Annotated in this window: 11 protein-coding genes; 7 read left to right on the top strand and 4 right to left on the bottom strand. The window is 71.2% G+C overall.

The window, feature by feature from the left end; genetic code table 11:
- Positions 1 to 221 precede the first annotated feature (221 nt).
- Both QMK24_RS25490 and QMK24_RS25495 read right to left on the bottom strand, forming a co-directional pair.
- A complete protein-coding gene (locus QMK24_RS25490) occupies positions 222 to 359 on the bottom strand; it encodes a hypothetical protein (protein WP_283469111.1) in 138 nt (45 codons plus the stop codon).
- Between the two features lie 214 nt (positions 360 to 573).
- A complete protein-coding gene (locus tag QMK24_RS25495; protein WP_283469112.1) occupies positions 574 to 1,077 on the bottom strand; it encodes a P-loop nucleotide/nucleoside kinase family protein in 504 nt (167 codons plus the stop codon).
- A 185-nt stretch (positions 1,078 to 1,262) separates the two neighbouring features.
- On the opposite strand from QMK24_RS25495, the gene QMK24_RS25500 reads away from it, so the two are divergent.
- From QMK24_RS25500 to QMK24_RS25530, 7 genes are all read left to right on the top strand, one after another.
- Positions 1,263 to 1,769 (top strand): GNAT family N-acetyltransferase, encoded by a 507-nt coding sequence (locus QMK24_RS25500; RefSeq protein WP_283469113.1) that lies wholly within the window; start codon positions 1,263 to 1,265, stop codon positions 1,767 to 1,769.
- A gap of 165 nt (positions 1,770 to 1,934) precedes the next feature.
- On the top strand, positions 1,935 to 3,032 hold the full coding sequence (locus QMK24_RS25505; protein ID WP_283469114.1) for an integrase core domain-containing protein: 1,098 nt from the start codon (positions 1,935 to 1,937) through the stop codon (positions 3,030 to 3,032).
- Between the two features lie 397 nt (positions 3,033 to 3,429).
- Positions 3,430 to 3,930, top strand: a complete 501-nt coding sequence (locus tag QMK24_RS25510) for a VOC family protein (RefSeq protein WP_283469115.1) — start codon at positions 3,430 to 3,432, stop codon at positions 3,928 to 3,930.
- Positions 3,927 to 4,889, top strand: a complete 963-nt coding sequence (locus QMK24_RS25515; RefSeq protein ID WP_283469116.1) for a 3-methyl-L-tyrosine peroxygenase-related protein — start codon at positions 3,927 to 3,929, stop codon at positions 4,887 to 4,889. Before QMK24_RS25510 ends, QMK24_RS25515 begins: the two co-directional genes overlap by 4 nt.
- 4 nt (positions 4,890 to 4,893) lie before the next feature.
- A complete protein-coding gene (locus QMK24_RS25520; RefSeq protein WP_283469117.1) occupies positions 4,894 to 6,699 on the top strand; it encodes a gamma-glutamyltransferase family protein in 1,806 nt (601 codons plus the stop codon).
- Positions 6,700 to 6,723: 24 nt separating this feature from the next.
- Complete coding sequence (locus QMK24_RS25525) at positions 6,724 to 7,425, top strand: FMN-binding negative transcriptional regulator (RefSeq protein ID WP_283469118.1); 702 nt, start codon at positions 6,724 to 6,726, stop codon at positions 7,423 to 7,425.
- Positions 7,426 to 7,488: 63 nt separating this feature from the next.
- On the top strand, positions 7,489 to 8,175 hold the full coding sequence (locus QMK24_RS25530) for a hypothetical protein (protein ID WP_283469119.1): 687 nt from the start codon (positions 7,489 to 7,491) through the stop codon (positions 8,173 to 8,175).
- Here QMK24_RS25530 and QMK24_RS25535 read toward each other — a convergent pair.
- Both QMK24_RS25535 and QMK24_RS25540 read right to left on the bottom strand, forming a co-directional pair.
- Positions 8,160 to 11,981 (bottom strand): non-ribosomal peptide synthetase, encoded by a 3,822-nt coding sequence (locus tag QMK24_RS25535; RefSeq protein WP_283469120.1) that lies wholly within the window; start codon positions 11,979 to 11,981, stop codon positions 8,160 to 8,162. The two genes, QMK24_RS25530 and QMK24_RS25535, sit on opposite strands and share 16 nt — an antisense overlap.
- A gap of 4 nt (positions 11,982 to 11,985) precedes the next feature.
- Positions 11,986 to 16,923 carry a non-ribosomal peptide synthetase gene (locus tag QMK24_RS25540; RefSeq protein ID WP_283469121.1) on the bottom strand — a complete coding sequence of 1,646 codons (4,938 nt, stop codon included), beginning with the start codon at positions 16,921 to 16,923 and terminating at the stop codon, positions 11,986 to 11,988.
- Between the last annotated feature and the right edge of the window lie 138 nt (positions 16,924 to 17,061).

Consider the following 17,061-nt stretch of genomic DNA (forward strand, 5'->3'; position numbering starts at 1 on the left):
AGAACCCCAGGCCATTCGAGTGGACCAAAACCGCCGACCAGATCTTCGAACGCCTCGCCGGCTACCTGAACCGCCTCCCGAACCCCAACGACTAGATATGCAGCGAAACCGAGACTCGGGACACTAGTGGTCGTCGCAACACCCCAAGTGAAGGGGTGCGGTGGACGTCGCAACGTCTGGAGGCTTGGGACATGGTGCCGTCGATGCCCGAGCGCAGGGCGTCACGGCTCCACGTCGAGGCAGAGGTTGTCCTGGAGCTTGATCTGGCCCTCGCTGGCGCTGGCGGGGGTGGCGGCGAGACCGGTGGCTATGAGGGCGGTGGCCGAGACGGCGACAGCGGCTATACGGCGCTTGAGCACGGGTGTGTTCCCCCGGGTGGGTTGGGCAGGTGGTTGTGATGATCATATCGTGGCTGAGCTGCGCGCATGGGTATGTGATCATCCTGCAACGCGCTGCTCGTGGGGTGCACGAAAGGTGCTGCCCTCGCTGCCCAACACCGTGAACGCGCCCGCATCCGCAGCGAGAAGGGCATCCACTGGGGCGGACGACTCTTCGCCGCGCCGCTTCAAGCACTCAGGTCGATGACTGCATGAAGACCTGCTCGCCCTCTCCCCTCGGCTCCTCGAAGTTGGCCAGGTAGCGGTTGAACAGCTTCTCGTCCACGGTGACGGAGTTGGCGCTTTCCTCGCCGTTCCGGGCCTTGAGACGACGCTCCAGCGTGGTCCGGTCTGCCTTGAGGTGGACCAGTTCCCACTGACAGCCGTGGCGCTCAATCAGGGCCTTGTAGTCATCGCGGGCGGCGCGGCTCCAGAAGCTGTAGTCGACCACCACGTCGCGCCCGGCCAGCATCAGCTCGACCAGTTCCTGCCGCTGCTCGCGGCGGACCTCTTCCTTGAGCTGGTCGAACGCCTCAGCCTCCAGTACCACGCCGGCATCGCGCTGCCCGAGTCGTTGCCAGACCGCCTCATCGATCGAGAGTCGAACGTAACCGCGTCGCACCAGTTCCATCGCGTAGGTGGACTTACCCGCTCCCGGAAGGCCACACATCAGCACCACCGTGCCCATTTGCTGCGTCACGGAGCCAGATTAGCGCGGAGGAACGCCGCCCTCCGTGGCTCGAAGCGCGTCCACTGGAGCAGAACGAGCCACAGCCCGACCAACCCGGCGAACGTATGCGGTCAGAGCACTAGCTAGTGCTGTGGCCGGGAAGGTTCACCGGGTCGGATGTGCCGCCGGTTGGGCGTTGGTACAAAATCTGTCGCATGGGCGATGTTGGATTTTTGTTGCGGGCAGCCACAGGTGACGATGCGGAGTTCCGTGAGGACATGCTGGTGGCTGCTGTGAACTGGGACCCTGCTCGGGAGGTGGTCAGCCGTGATCAGGCCCTCGGGGACCGCCGGATAGCGCACTATCTCGAGGGGTGGCCCTGGCAGGGTGATCTCGGAGTGGTTGCGGTCGAGCCGGGTGGAGGAGTGATCGGCGCGGTGTGGCTGCGTCTGTTCAGCGCGGACGATCCCGGCTACGGCTTCGTGGCCGCGGACATCCCGGAACTGTCGCTGGGAGTCGTTCCGTCATGGCGGGGCAAGGGAGTGGGACGCGCCCTGTTGACCGAGATGGCCCGACGAGCGGAGGAAAGCGACTTCACTCGGATCAGCCTGAGCGTCGAACGGGCGAATCCTGCACGCCGCCTCTATGCCGACGAAGGTTTCACGACCGTGGAATCGGGGCCGGACTCCGACACCATGATCAAGATTGTTTCCGGGCGGTGAGGGTGCGGTCATGCGCGTCGGCCAAGGGGCCGCCGCCCCTGCCCCTGCCGATAACCTCGGCCGCCCTGGTGGGAGTTGGTTTGCGGGGTGCGCGCGATCACGGGCACTGGCGCATTAAATGGGCCTCTCGCACGGTTGGCGACCGCCCCGGCATGATGATCGGTCGTGCTGTTGCGACTGGCTTGCCTGACCGCAACGAACGCGTTCGCCATGCTGTGCCTGCTGCCGATGAGTGACCGGGACAAGGACGCGGAGATCCTCGCGCTGCGCCATCAGATCACGGTGCTGCAGCGCCAACTCGGCGAAGACAGGGTGCGGTTCACCCCAAGTGATCGCGCGTTCCTGGCAGCCCTGCTGCACCGGTTGCCGTCGGAGGCGCTGCGCAGGGTGCGACTGCTGGTGCGTCCGGACACGGTGCTGCGCTGGCACCGCGTCATGGTCGCACGCCGCCACGCTGCCGCCTCCCGGCCCAGGCGCCCGGGAAGGCCTCGGACCGTGCGCTCCATCCGCACCCTGGTCCTGCGGCTCGCACGGGAGAATCCCAGCTGGGGATATCGCCGCATCCACGGTGAACTCCTCGTTCTCGGGATCAAGGTGGCCGCCTCCACCGTCTGGGAAATCCTGAAGGAAGCCGGCATCGACCCGGCGCCCGAACGCGCTTCCAGCACGTGGGCGGACTTCCTGTACTCCCAGGCCGACGCCCTGCTGGTCTGCGACTTCCTGGAGACGGTCACCTTGTCCGGGGCGCGGCTGTACGTGTTCGCGGTGATCGACCACGCCAGCCGCCGGATCCGGATCCTCGGCGCCACCGCCCACCCCACAGCCACCTGGGTCACTCAAGCCGCGAAGAACCTCGTGATGGACCTCGAAGACGCCGGCTGTCGGGCCAGGTTCCTGATCCGGGACCGTGACGGGAAGTTCCCCGCCCTGTTCGACGCCGTCCTCGCCGATGCGGGGATTGAGGTGGTGCTCAGCGGCGTACGGATGCCACGCATGAACTCGATCATGGAACGGTGGGTGCAGACCTGCCGGCGCGAGCTGCTGGACCGCACCTTGATCTGGAACCAGCGACACTTGCTGCACGCGCTACGGGAGTTCGAAGAGCACTACAACTCCCACCGGCCCCATCAGGGCAACGCCAACGCCCGCCCGCTGCACCTGCTGCCGGTTCCGGTCACCGATCCGGAGCAGATCACCCACTTCGACATCCGCAGACGCGAACGACTCGGCGGCATCCTCCACGAATACCAACACGCCGCGTGAACTGGGCGGATGAGGTTTTCGGCAGAGGCAGGGATGGGAGTCGCGCCGGGCGAAGCCGTGCGCGACCGGTGCCCGGACAGCCGCCAGTGCCTTGTCGGACAGCTTCTGCCCTCGCGTGGGAGGACTGTTCCGCGCGGGGGAGGAGCGACCGGAGCGGAAGGCGTCAGCCGACGGGCGTTGCATCGACCAGTTGCAAGCGCCGTCGCTGTTGCAGCCTGAAGAACCGTCACTCCTGCTGAACAGCCATGGCAATTCCGTCACCGTTGTCCCATAAGGCGGGGAATCCGTCACCGGTTGTCCCATAAAGCGGGGAACTCCCTGAACAGCAATGGGAGGCCATCATGACATGGCGACAGCAGTGTCCGGATGCGCCTTATCTCCGCTGGAGTGATGAGACATGAGTGAGACGCCATCGGCCGTCACCGTGGCGGCCCAAGTCAGAGTTCCCAGGCCGCGGTTTCATCACGTCGGAGTGCAGACGAACGACCTTGAGAACAGTGTCCGCTGGTACGGGGACTTTCTCGGGTGCCGGCGGGCGTGGTCGCTCGACAAGTTCTCCGAACTGACGCACAGCCGCCTGCCGGGGATTCGCGAGTTGACCGAGATGGTCCTCGGCGACGTCCGCTTCCACCTCCTCGGCCGGGCCGGCCGCAAGTCCGAGCCGACCGAGAGCGCTGTGCAGTTCCAGCACTTCTGCTTCAGCGTGAGCGCCCCCGAGGACCTGGTACTGCTTCGGCGCCGCTGGACCGAGCTCTACGAGTCCGGCCGCTACACGTTCGCGATCGACGAGCAGCCGACCGACATCGTGACCGACGACGACGGCGTGCAGAGCTTCTACACGTACGACGTCAACGGGCTGGAGTTCGAGTTCACCTTCGTGCCGGACGGCCAGTCATGAAGCCGGCCGGTAGTGGTGCGCTGTGCGACCTGCCGGCCTTCGGGAGATGGGACTTCGGCGGATTCGGGTACGGTCTCGAACCGCTGATCCTGCCGGCGGTGGGAGATCCCGACGGCCCGGCGGAGGCGGTTCCGGCCGAGGATTACGTCGAGAGCTGCCGGTGCCTGGCCGCTTTCGGCGAACGCGGCCTGCTGACGCCCGAGGTCCAGCCGTGCGAATCGCGGGAGGAGCTGTTCTGGTTCCGGTGGCTCACCGGGCACCAGGTGTGCTTCGTCGTGTGGCGGCTGATCGCTCAGCTCGTGGACGACCTCAGCCGGGGCCGCCGGTCGGCCGACGAGGTGCTGCCGCAGATCAGCCGCTACGTGGACGGCTACTCCGCGATGCTGCTCTACACCGGCTCGTGCCCGCCCGACCTCTACAACGTCCTGATCCGGCCGAGCATGCGGTTGCGGCACCGCGCGTTCAGCGGGGCCTGGGCGCCGGACTACTGGCCGATCCGGGATCTCTTCCGTCGCCGCCGACTGCCCGGGCTCGCGGAAACCGACGCCGGTGAGCTGCTGGACGCCATCGCCCTGCTGCACCTCATCCACGACGGGGTCGCCGCGCGCCTGGTCCCCAACGGCCGGTCGCTGCTGCGCGAGGCCGCCGTCAGCGGTCCTGGCCACCGGCCCGCCGGGCTGATCTACGACTCCTATTTCACGACGCTGCGGGCCCCGGTCCCCCGGCACGAGGTCGTGGCCCAGTTGCTGCGCCGGCTCGTGGCCATCGCCCGGGACGTCTCCGCGAACGGGCTGTACGCAGCGGGTGACGCCGACGAGCGGCCGGCCGAGCTACAGAGAGCCGAAGTGATCAAGTGCGAGAACGGCCTCGTCGACATCCTGCTGGGCGTCGCACAGCAGGCATGCGGCCTTCCGTCCCAGCCGCTGCCCACCTTCCGTACGAGCCTGGCCGAGGAGTGAGCCGATGACCGTCCTGCGACCGGCATTGACCGGAACCCTCGGCGGCGTGGCCGCGACGCACTGGCTCGCGTCCGCCGTCGGCATGGGCATCCTGGAGCGCGGCGGCAACGCCTTCGACGCGGCGGTGGCTGCCGGGTTCGCCCTGCAGATCGTCGAGCCGCATTCGAACGGGCCAGGCGGTGACGTCGTGATCGCTGTCTACTCGCGCTCGACCGGCGCGGTCCGCATCATCTGCGGCCAGGGCCCGATGCCGCAGGCGGCGACCATGGACGCGTTCGCCGCGCTCGGCATCAAGCAGATGCCCGCGGGCGGCCTGCTTTCGGCGACCGTGCCGGGAGCGTTCGGGGCGTGGATGCGGCTGCTCGGCGAGTTCGGCACCATGCCCCTGGAGTCCGTCCTGGAGCCGGCGATCGGATACGCCTCCGGTGGTTACCCGCTGCTGCCCGCCGCCGCGTCGACGATCGGGGCCATGGCCGGCCTGTTCCGGACGGAGTGGACCGAGTCGGGCCGCACGTACCTGCCGGGCGGCGCGGTTCCAGCAGCCGGGTCCCGGATGCGCAATGAGGTACTGGCCGACACCTATCGACGGCTGATCCGCGAGGCGCGGGGGAAGTCGGCGAACCGGGAAGCCCAGATCGAGGCGGCGCACACCGCCTTCTACCAGGGCTTCGTCGCCGAGGCGATCGACCGGTTCTCGCGCAACACCGAGGTGTTCGACTCCACCGGCCGGCGGCACCGCGGCCTGCTGACCGGCGACGACCTGGCCACCTGGCGGCCGGGCGTCGAGGCCGCGTGCACGCTGCCGTACGGCGAGTTCACCGTCCACAAGCCGGGACCGTGGTCCCAGGGCCCGGTGTTCCTGCAGCAGCTGGCTCTCCTGCAGGGGTGCGACCTGCGCTCCATGGGGCTGGGCAGTGCCGAGTACGTCCACACCGTCGCCGAGGCGGCCAAGCTCGCGTTTGCCGACCGGGAGGCGTGGTACGGCGACCCGGAGCACACGCCGGTGCCGATGGCCGAGCTCCTGGCGGCTGACTACTCCGCCGAGCGGCGCTCGCTCATCGGCGAGCAGGCGAACCTCGATCCGCAGCCGGGACAGCCGGGCGGCGCCCAGCCCTGGATCCCGCAGGCGGAGCCGGAGGAGCCGGGCGCGGACGAGCCGGAGTGGATGGCCCACCTGCGCAGTGGCCTGCCCACCGTCACCCCGGTCGGTCCGCGGGCCGGCGCCGGGAACACCTGCACGGTGGCGGTCGCCGACGCGTGGGGGAACCTGGTCGTCGCCGTGCCCAGCGGTGGCTGGCTCAAGAGCGCGCCGGTAATCCCGGAACTCGGTTTCGCGCTCGGCACCCGCGGCCAGACGGCGTGGCTTACCGAGGGACACGCCAACTCGCTCGCGCCCGGACGGCGTCCCCGTACCACGCTGAGCCCCAGCATCGTGCTGCGCGACGGCGCGCCGTTCCTGGCCTTCGGAACGCCGGGCGGTGACCAGCAGGACCAGTGGACGCTCCACGCGTTCCTCGCGGTCGCCGAGTTCGGATACGAACCGCAGGCGGCGGCCGAGCTGCCTGCCTGGCACATCGACCACTTCGCGCAGTCGTTCGCGCCGCGCACCTCGCGGCCGGGCGTGGTGGTCGTGGAGCGCTCGTTCGACCCCGGCGTGCTCGCCGCGCTGGAGAAGAAGGGGCACCGGCTGGACGTGGTGCCGGAGGGCACGCTCGGCAAGGTCTGCTCGGCCGGCGTCGATCCGGCCACCGGTTTCCTGCGGGCCGCGGCCGGTCCGCGCGGCCGCCAGGCGTACGCGGTGTGCCGTTAATTCCCATCGTGTGAGGCGGTAGCCATGTTCGTGCCCAGCCATTACCAGATCCAGGACGAGAGCTGGCACCGTCGGATCATCGACGGCCACCCGTTGGCGACGCTCACCACCAACGGTGCGACCGTGCCGTGGGCGTCACGTCTGCCGGCCCTCGTAGCTCCGGGCCAGCCGCAGTCCGGCCCGCTGGCCGGCACGGAGCTCTTCGGCCATCTCAACCGCGCCAACCCGCACTGGAAGGCGCTGGCCGACGGCACGTACGCCCGGCTGATGTTCGACGGGCCGGGCGGGTTCGTCACCCCGGCCGTCTACCCCGGTGACCCGTCCGCCCCGACGTGGAACTTCGCGGCCGTGCACGTGTGCGGGCAGCTCCAGCTGATCCACGAGCCGGAGGAGACGCTTGAGGTCGTCCGGTGGACGGCCGAGCGCCTGGAGAGCCGCTTCGGCGCCGGCTGGGACCAGAGTGCGTCGGTCGACTACTTCCGCCACATCCTGCCCGGCGTCGGTGCCTTCCGGCTCCGGATCGACGCGGTGGAGGGGCTGTTCAAGTTCAGCCAGGAGAAGCCGGCGCACGTCCAGGAGTCGGTGATCCGGCGCTACGAGGCCGATGACAGCGGCACCGGCCGGCCGATCGCCCGGCTGATGCGCCAGGCCGGGATGGGCCAGCCGGCCGGGGCAGGACTGCCTGGTCAGACGTCGGACGGCGCCGCCCAGGTCTGCCCGTTCTGACCGATCCGGGATAGCGGCAAGATCGATCGACCACAGCGTGGGGTGCCCCGTAACGTCCAAGGCATGGCACTCATCGCTCACACCGCGCAGGCGCTCCCCACCGAGACGCTGAACCAGCTGTGTTCTGCCGTCGCGATGGCCACCCAACCCGACCGGCTGGGTGGCCGCAGCCCCTATCACTACACCTTCTGGTACTCGCTCGGGACGCCGCCGCGCAACGTGGTCGAGGCGGCCGTCCAGAACCATCTCGTGCACCACATCCCCGCCGAGGTACGGGCGGTCGCCGTGGGCGTCGAGTGGTGGCTCGGGCGGCTGGCTCCGCCCTACGCCTCGAACTTCGAATTCGGTCTGCACCGTGACATCGGCGAGGACCCGGAGACCGTCGCGCTGGAGTCCCCGATGCTGTCCAGCGTCATGTACCTGACCGACGTCGACGACGGCCCGCTGATGGTCTTCGGCGGGTTGCCGTCGCCGGACGCGCAGGACCGGGAGTTCGTCTTCCCGGCCGAGAATCTGTACGTTACGTTCCCGGGGCATCTGTGGCACTCCGTGGGCAACCGGGGCGACGTGCACCCGGACCCGCCGGCCGCTCCGGAGCATCGGGAGCGGCTGACGGTCCTGGTGAACTGGTGGCCGTACCAGCCGGGCGACATCGCCGCCGAGCCGATGAAGCAGGTCGCCGCGGCGTACGACGGGTCGATGTACCCCGAGCTGCGGGCGGCGGCCGCCGGCTCTCAGATCTCTTCGTAACTCATCCGCCGGGTGATGGCGCCCCTGATCGCCGAGGCCAGCTGGTCCACGTGCTCGGGATCGAACAGGCTCAGGTGGCTGCCCTTGATCTCGGTGGTCTCCACCTCGGTGACGAAGGCGCCCCACCCGCGGTCGTCGTCCATGTAACCCGCAGGGAACCTCGGCGCGTCGGCGGGCAGCGGGTCGCTGGCGCGCAGCAGTTCCACCTCGGCCGGGTAGAACTCCGGCCAGTAGTCGAGGAACGCGGCGCGGTTGCGCTCGACCATCCCGGTCAGCTCGGCCAGCGCCACCTCGGCGCCGGACTCGGCGCCCTCCAGGCGCAGCACGTCGAGCGCCAGGCACGCGGCCCGCACCTCGGCGGCCTCCTCCGCCGAGGACATGAACGAGGGCGGCGCCCAGGTGTCGAGCAGCAGTGTCGCGGCGACCCGCTCGCCGCGCAGCAGCCAGTGCCGGGCCATCTCGACCGCCACGCAGCCGCCCATCGACCAGCCGGCGAGTACGACGGGGGCGACGCCGCGCACCGCGTCGACGGCGGCCACGTACCGGGCGGCGATCTCCTCGATCGTCGCCTGCGGGTCGTCCGGCAGGGACTGCAGGGCGTACAGCGCGAACTCCCCGCCGAGCCGCTGGGCCACCTCGTAGAACGGCAGCACCGAACCACTCGCCGCGTGCACGAAGACCACCAGTGGCGCGCCGGGGTTCTCGACCAATTCGATCAGGTTGTCCTCAAGCGCCGGGATGGCTTGCGCCGCACCCAGCGTCGCCGCCAGGTCGCGGACCTTCGGGCTGGTGAAGACGTCCTGGACGGACGGCCGCAGGCCGAGCTCGCTCGCACACTCCTCGATCAGTTTGAACACCAGCATCGAATGACCACCCAGGTCGAAGAAGCTGTCGGTGACACTGATCGCGTCCCGGCGCAGGAGCCGGGCGTAGATCGCGGCCAGTTGGGCCTCCAGCTGGGTCTCCGGAACGGTGAAGTGCTCGTCCTCGACGAGTGAGTCGTCGTCGCGCAGGTCGAGCAACGCGGCGACGTCGACCCCGCCGTCCTCGCCGCGGACGATACGTTCCACCACCGTCACGCTGCCCGGCACCAGATAGTCGGGCAGCTGCCGGGCGGCGGCGCCGACGAGCTCCGCCCCCGACAGTTCCCTATCACCGGCCGGCACCACGAAGGCGGCGAGGCCGCCCTCCGGCGCCGCGGTGACCGCGCACAGGGCCACCCCGCTCTGGCTGGTGAAGGCCGCTTCGACGGTGGCCCGCTCGATGCGCATGCCGTGGACCGTGATCTGCCGGTCGATCGGGCCGAGATGTTCCAGCACACCGTCCTCCCGGCGCCGGCAGAGTTCGCCGGTGCGAACCATGCGGGCGCCGGGCGCGCCGAAGGGGTCGGCCACGAACCGTTCGGCGGTCGGTGCGGCCAGCCGGTGGTAACCGCGGGCCAGGCCGGCCTCCCCGCCGACGTACAGCTCGCCGGCGACGCCGACCGGAGTCGGCTCCAGCGTCTCGTCCAGCACGTATAGGTCGTGGTGGGCCATCCGCCGGCCCCCCTCGGTGACCCGGCCGGTCTCCGGCCATCCCTGCCACGTGATGACCTCGCCCGGAAAGCCGGCGACGGTCACCGGCTCGCCGCCGTAGAAGACCCGGCGCAGCGACCCGCCACCGGCGCCGTCCAGCGGCACCGACGGCGTCGTCCACAGGGTGGTGACGCCGTACGCGTTGATGTGTTCCAGCAGGGGCCGCGGCTCCCGGTGCACCACGGGCGGGCAGAGCAGGACCGCGCCACCGTGCGACAGCGGCCAGAACGCGCCGTCGGGGGTCTCCGGGAGCACCACCTCGCCGGGGCCGAGGGGATGGGCGCGCTGCAGTTCCGCTAGCTCGGCCAGCGCACCGCCGACGGGATGGGCGACGGCCCCCGGCCGGCCGGGGGTGCGGACCAGGCGGAGCAGGTCGTACCCGGTTTCCGCCACCGGCGGGTCGTCGGTGGCCGCCTCGGCCCACCGCTCGGCGTCCGCGAACGAGACCACCCGCCACGATCCGGTCGGCACCTGGGCCGCCGTCGCCCGATCGGTGATCACCACGTCCGGAGCGGCATCCGCCAGCTGCTCCGGCGCGATCTCCGTGTACGGGGCGCCGAGCTTGGCCGCTGCGTACCGGGCGACGATCTGGTCCGCGCCGTGGTCGAGGCACAGCGCCAGGACCGTGCCGGGCCGGACCCCGGCGTCGAGCAGGACCCGCGCCAGCCGGTTGGCTCGGGCGTTCAGCTCCGCGTAGCTCACCGCACCCTCGCCGGTGTGGACCGCCACCGCGTCCGGGGTGCGGCGGGCCTGCTCCTCGAACGGCTGCGCCATCGTTCGGTACCGGACGTCCGGCTGCTCGGATCCGGTCAGCTCGCGCAGGCCGCGCTCCCGTTCGGCCGGAGCCAGCAGCGGCAGCTCGAACGCCCGCGCGTCGGGCTGCCCGGCGCCCGTCTCCAGCAGGCTCTCCAGGGCGCCGGCGAAGCGCAGTGCGGTCGACTTCTCGAACAGGTCGGCGTCGTACACCAGGACACCGCTCATCCCGTCCTGGTCGGTGAACAGGCTCGCGGCCAGGTCCCACATCGCGGCGTTCGTGTCCAGCTCGGTGCCCAGATCGGCGGTGCCGCCCGCTCCGGTGGACTGCACGTTGACCATGGTCTGGAACACCGCCTGCACGCCGGACAGCCGGGGCAGACCGAGTTCCGCCACCACCCGGTCGAAGGGCACCGTCTGGTGGTCGTGTGCCTCCAGGACGGTCTCCTGCACCTGGCGGACGACCTCGCGGAACGTGGGGTCCCCGCTCAGGTCGGTGCGCAACGGCGCCGACTTCACGAAACAGCCCACGATCGACTCGGCGACCTCATGGTCCCGTCCGGCCAGCGGGGCGCCGACGATGATGTCCCGCTGCCCGCTCATCCGGGCCAGGAACAGCTTGTACGCGGCCATGACGACGACGAACAGGGTGCTCCCCTCGTCCGTAGCCAGCTGCCGCAGGCTGGCCAGCACCGGTCCGGGGACCGAGAGCGGCACCGTGCCCCCGATCCGCTTCGACGTGGCCGGCCGGGGACGGTCCCTCGGCAGGTCCAGCACCGGCAGGTCACCGGCCAGCTTGCCGGTCCAGTAGGACAGGTCGCGCTGGACCGCAGTCTCGTCGGCGTTCTCCTGCTCCCAGGCCACGTAGTCGAGGAAGCCGACCGGCGGGGCCGGATCGAGCGGCCGACCGGCCAGCAGAGCGTCGAGCTCGGCGACGACCATCGCCCGGGACAGCCCGTCGATGACGATGTGATGGAAGTTGATCGCCAGCATGGTCCGGTCACCGGGCAGGGCGAACCCGATGACCTGGAAGAAGCACGGCCCGTCGAGAGGGAACGGGCGCTGAGCGGCCTGGTTGCCGCTCGCGGTGGCCTGCGCCTCCGCCTCACCGGTCGGCAGGTGCCGCAGGTCCTGCCAGGTCACCGGCGGCTCGATCGGACCGTCATCCTGCTGCATCGGCACGCCGTCGCGCTCGAACATCCGCACCCGCAGGACGTCGTGGCGGGCCATCAGCTCCGCCGTGACCGCGCGCAACGTCGGGAGGTCGAGTGCCCGGTCCAGGGTCCGCAGCTCCGGCAGGCTGTACTCGCTGGTGTCCGGGTACTGGCGGCAGGAGAACCAGATCCTTGCCTGCGGCGGGTTGAGTGGCACCGGGGTGCCCGTCGGCACCGGCGTGATGCGCGGGCCCTGCGTCGCGCTGCTCCGCTCGCGCAGCAGCTCCATGAGCATCTGCTGCTTGTCGGCGTTCAGTGGGGTCATCGGATCATCCCTCCCGGTCGCCGCGTTGCGCGGCGTCGTCTTCGGACAGCACGGCCAACTCGGCGACCAGCGCCTTCTCCAGGTACTCAGCCACGCCCGCGATCGTCGGTGCGCTGAAGAACTGCCGTACGGTGACCACCACCCCGAACCGGGTCTTGACCCGGTGCAGCATCTGCAGGGCCGACAGCGAGCTGCCTCCGGCCTCGAAGAAGTTCTGCCGCCGGCCGATCTCCTCGACGTTCAGCAGGCCGCACCACACCTCGGCGAGCTGCGACTCGATCAGCGAGGTGGTTTCCGAGATCCCGGCGCGTGCCCCGCGATCCTGCGCGGTCGGCGCCGGCAGCGCCTGCCGGTCGACCTTGCCGGACGGGGTGAGCGGCAGCGCGGCCAGCTTCACGTACACCGCAGGCAACAGGTACCGGGACAGATAGCCGGCCGCGTACTCCGCCACGTCGGGGACGACAGCGTCGGGCCCCACCAGATAGGCGACGATCTCCTTGGTGCCGGGCTCGTCCTCCCGGATCCGCACGGCCGCCTGCTCGACCGCCGAGTGGCCGCGCAGCACCTCCTCGATCTCGCCGGGCTCCACCCGTACGCCCCGGACCTTGGCCTGGCCGTCGGACCGCCCGGCGTAGTGCAGCAGGCCGTCGTCGTCCCGGACGGCCAGGTCGCCGGTGCGGTACAGCCGCTCTCCCGGCGTCACCGGCCAGGGGTGCGGCAGGAAGCGTTCCGCGGTGAGGTCCGGCCGGCCGAGGTAGCCGCGGGCCAGGCCGTCCACGCCCGCGACGTAGAGCTCGCCCACCACGCCGGGGGCCACCGGCTGCAAAGCCTCGTCGAGCACGAACAGCCGGTAGCCGTTGACCGCCCGGCCCATCGGGACGCTGCCGCCGTCCGGCCAGAGGCGGCCGCTCCACAGCGCGACCTCCGAGGTCTCCGTCTGGCCGTACGCGTTGTCCAGCTCGACGTCGAAGTGGGCGGCGAACCGCCGCAGCAACGCGGCCGGGACCGCCTCGCCGGACGTCTGCACGTGTTCGAGGCCCGGGTATTTGGTGGCGGAGACCGTGGCCAGATACATGTCCAGCATCGACGGGACGAAGTGGGCGAGCACGGTCTCCGGCGTGGCGAGCAGCTCGGCCAGGTACGGCACGTCGGTCTCCGTGCCGGCCTCGGCCAGCAACACCGTCGCGCCGGCCCCGAGCGTCGCGAAGATCTCCCAGATCGCGACGTCGAAGATCAGCGGGGTCTTGTGCAGCACCCGGCGGCCAGGGGCCAGCCGGTAGCGCCGGGCGATCCACTCCACCCGCGACGCCGCGCAGCCGTGATCGATGATCACGCCCTTGGGCCGGCCGGTCGACCCGGACGTGTAGTAGACGAACGCCGTGTTGCGGGGGTGGACGCCGACATCCGGTCGGCCTTCCGGGGCGGCCGCGGCCGGGTCGATCACCGGCACGTCCTCCAGGCCGGCCGGCACCGCGGACGCGATCACCGCGGCCATCGCGGAGTCGGCGGCGATCCAGCGCAGCCGCTCGGCCGGATATCCGGCGTCCAGCGGCACGAACCCGGCACCGGCGCGAAGCACCCCGAGCAACGCGGCGATCGAGGCGGCCGAGCGCTCGACGCAGGCCCCGACCAGCGCCTCCGGACCGATGCCGGCGGCGGCCAGCGTGGCCGCGATCGCCTCGGCCCGGGCATCCAGCTCGGCGTAGGTGACGGCGTTCGTCCCGGCCTGCACGGCCACCGCGGACGGGTCGCGGGCCAGCGCCGCGCGGAAGGCGTCGTCCAACAGTGTGCCGGCGGCGCTGCGGTCCCGGTGGTCGGCGTTGATCGCGGTCACCTGGGCGGTGGCCGCGGCGAGCGGCAGCAGCGGCAGCTCGGCCAGCCGCGCCGACGGGTCCGCCAGCGCCGATGCGAGAAGCGTCACCAGGGCGTCCTGCCAGCGGTCGGCGGACGGGCGGTCGAAGCGGCGGGTGGCGTACTCCACCTCGCCGGTGACCCCGCCGGTGTCCAGCCGCAGCGTGCAGGTCAGCGCCACCTTGGCGGTGCCCGAGTGGATCAGCTGTTCGGTGACCTCCAGGCCGTCGATCGCACTGCCGTCGTCCACCGGGGTGGACTGCAGGACGAACATGGTCTGGAAGACCGGGTTCTCGGCGGCGTCCCCGCCCTGGGAGACGCCGCCGGCTATCTCCGAGAACGGCAGGTCCTGCCGGGACAGTGCCTCGGCCAGCGCAGCATCGGTGCGCTCCACCAGCTCCCGGAAACTCATCCGGGGGGTGAGCCGCATCCGCAGCGGCACGGTGTTCACCAGGTATCCGATCAGCTCCTCGGTGCCCGCCCGCCCCCGGCCGGCCATCGGAACGCCGACCACGATGTCGTCGGCGCCGCCGGTCATCCGGTGCAGCGTGGCGAAGAAGCCGGCGAGCAGCACGCCGAACGGGGTCGACCCGCAGACCCGGGCCACGTCCTCGACCTGGGCCGGGCCGAGCCCGCCGAGCTTGAGCGGTATCGAGAACCCGGCCTGCCCCGGCGCCCCGGTCGGCCTGCCCGGCTCTACGGCCGGCGTGTCGCCGGACAGCCGGTCCGTCCAGTAGCGCCGCTGCCCGGCCGCTTCCTCCGAGGCCAGCCAGCGCTCCTGCCAGGCGACGTAGTCGGCGTACCGCACGGTCGGCTCGGGCAGCCGGCGGCCCTGGTACAGCGCAGCGAACTCGCGCCAGAACACCCCGAGCGACCAGGCGTCGAAGGAGCCGTGGTGCACGTCGAGCAGCCAGAGGTGGTTCACGTCGTCGACCCGGTAGCAGGAGGAACGCAGCAACGGGCCGGCGGACAGGTCGAACGGCCGGACCGCATCCGCCTCGGCCCGGCGTGTCGCGGCGGCGCGGTCGGCCACCTCCGTCACCCGGGTGCGGACCGGCGCCGGCGGCTGGAGGCGGGACCAGACCCGGCCGTCGCGTTCCGTGAGGGTGGTACGCAGCGCCTCGTGCCGGGTCAGCAGCTCGGTGAGCGCGGCGTCCATCCGGTCGACGTCGAGCGGACCGGAGATCCAGTACCCGAGGGGCACGGCGTACGTCGCCGCGCCGCGGTGCAGCTTGTCCAGGTACCAGAGGGCGGTCTGGCCACGGGACACCGGCCGCCACTCGTCATGCTCGCCGGTCGGCGTGACGGCTCCCGCGCCGGGTTCGTACCGCGGCGCCCGGTTCACCAGCGCGGTGAGGCCGGCCACGGTCGGTGCCGAGCGCAGCTGGTCGAAGGTCAGCGCCGCCCCGATGGCCTGGGCGATGCGGCTGAGCAGCTGCAGCCCGCGCAAGGAGTCGCCGCCCGCCGCGAAGAAGTCCTCGTCGGCGCCCGGCGACCGGCCCAGCACGTCCGCGACGAGGCCCGCGACGGTCTGCTCCGTGGTGGACGGCGCGATGGGGCCGGGCCGGTCGGCGACGGCCGGTGGCGGCGGCAACTGGGACGGGACGGCCTTGCCGGTCAGCGGGGAGCGCGGGATCCGGTCCAGCCGGACGATGGTCTGCGGGACCATGACGGCGGGCAGCCGGCCGGCCAGCTCGACCCGGAGCGCGGCCTCCGCGTCCGGCGCCGCGTCGGCCTCGACGTACGCGATCAGGCGCGCGCCGGAAACCGGGTCGTCGGCCGCGACCACGACGGCGTCGCGAACGCCGGCGCAGGCCCGCACGGCGTTCTCCACCTGCCCGGGTTCGATCCGGAATCCACGGATCTTCACCTGGCGGTCGGAGCGGCCGAGGAACTGCAGGTTCCCGTCGGGCAGCCGCGCGGCCCGGTCACCTGCCCGGTACATCCGCGTGCCGGGCGGCCCGAACGGGTCCGGGCAGAACCGGTCGGCGGTGGCTGCTGGCGCGCCCAGATAGCCGCGGGCCAGCCCGAAGCCGGCGATCCACACGTCACCCGGCTCACCGTCGGCCACCGGCTTCAGGTCGTCGTCGAGCAGGTGTACGGTCACCCCGGGCAATGGCCGGCCGATCGGCACGAGTCCGATGTCGGGGAGGTCTGCCGGGGTCGGCCGGTACGTGGTGCAGCTGATCGTGGTCTCGGTGGGCCCGTAGTCGGCGACGAAGTCCACCGGCCGCGAGCCGACGACCGCCGTCCAGGCGGCCAACTTGTCCATGCGGATCTTGTCGCCGCCGATGAAGACCGTGCGCAGGGTCTCGGGCAGCGTCACCACCCCGGCCCGCAGGTCGTCCGTCCACTGGTGCCAGTACGCGCTCGGCAGGCTCACCACGGTCACGCCGCGCGCGGTGATCAGCTCGGTCAGCTCGACGCTCGTCGGCCGCGGCGCGTCCGGGAGCACGACCGTCCCGCCGGCCAGCCAGACCGGCAGCACTTCCTCCAGCGAGGCGTCGACGGCCATCGAGGTGAACTGGAGGAACCGGTCGGCCGGTCGCAGGCCCAGCTCGGACCGGATCGCGGCTGCGTGGCCGGCCAGGCTGGCGTGCGAGATCCCGACCGGCTTCGGCCGGCCGGTGGAGCCGGAAGTGAACATGCAGTAGGCGAGGTTGTCCGGCCACATCGCCGGCGCCGCGGCGCCGACGGGGTCCGCGCCGGCCAGGTCGGCCAGCTCTACGACCGCGAAGCCGGAACCGGCCGGCACCGGACCGGATCCGGAGTGCAGCAGCAGCTCCACCCCGGCGTCGGCCAGCATCGAGGCGGCCAGCTCGGAGGGGAGCGCGGCGTCGAGCGGGACGTAGACGCCTCCGGCCTTCCAGACGGCGAGCAGCGCCACCAGCCAGCGCGCCGACTGTTCGACGGCCAGCCCGACCCGAACCTCGGGGCGCACACCACGCGCGGCGAGCAGGCCGGCCAACCGCCCTGCCTGCTCGTTGAGTTGGGTGTAGCTCAGGACTCCGTCGCGGGACACGACCGCGGGCGCGCCCGGCGTCCGCGCCGCCTGCGCCTCGATCAGATGGTGTACGCAAAGATGGGACATGAATCGCCTGCCTCCGTATCCGAAAGGGCGTGAATCGCGCACGGGGAACGGGGATCTGCCACCGTGTCCAACTGTGTGAAATGCGCGGTCAGACAATGCATTCGAGCAGTACTTCAGCAGGCTAGACCTGGAATTCGC

It is taken from the genome of Streptomyces sp. PH10-H1, assembly GCF_030063355.1.
GTDB lineage: Bacteria > Actinomycetota > Actinomycetes > Streptomycetales > Streptomycetaceae > Actinacidiphila.

Bases quoted from the DNA above. Each gene is read 5' to 3' on its own strand.
- QMK24_RS25525 (WP_283469118.1), top strand. From the start codon at position 6,724: ATGTTCGTGCCCAGCCATTACCAGATCCAGGACGAGAGCTGGCACCGT.
- QMK24_RS25530 (WP_283469119.1), top strand. From the start codon at position 7,489: ATGGCACTCATCGCTCACACCGCGCAGGCGCTCCCCACCGAGACGCTG.
- QMK24_RS25540 (WP_283469121.1), bottom strand. From the start codon at position 16,923: ATGTCCCATCTTTGCGTACACCATCTGATCGAGGCGCAGGCGGCGCGG.
- QMK24_RS25520 (WP_283469117.1), top strand. From the start codon at position 4,894: ATGACCGTCCTGCGACCGGCATTGACCGGAACCCTCGGCGGCGTGGCC.
- QMK24_RS25515 (WP_283469116.1), top strand. From the start codon at position 3,927: ATGAAGCCGGCCGGTAGTGGTGCGCTGTGCGACCTGCCGGCCTTCGGG.
- QMK24_RS25510 (WP_283469115.1), top strand. From the start codon at position 3,430: ATGAGTGAGACGCCATCGGCCGTCACCGTGGCGGCCCAAGTCAGAGTT.
- QMK24_RS25500 (WP_283469113.1), top strand. From the start codon at position 1,263: ATGGGCGATGTTGGATTTTTGTTGCGGGCAGCCACAGGTGACGATGCG.
- QMK24_RS25535 (WP_283469120.1), bottom strand. From the start codon at position 11,981: ATGACCCCACTGAACGCCGACAAGCAGCAGATGCTCATGGAGCTGCTG.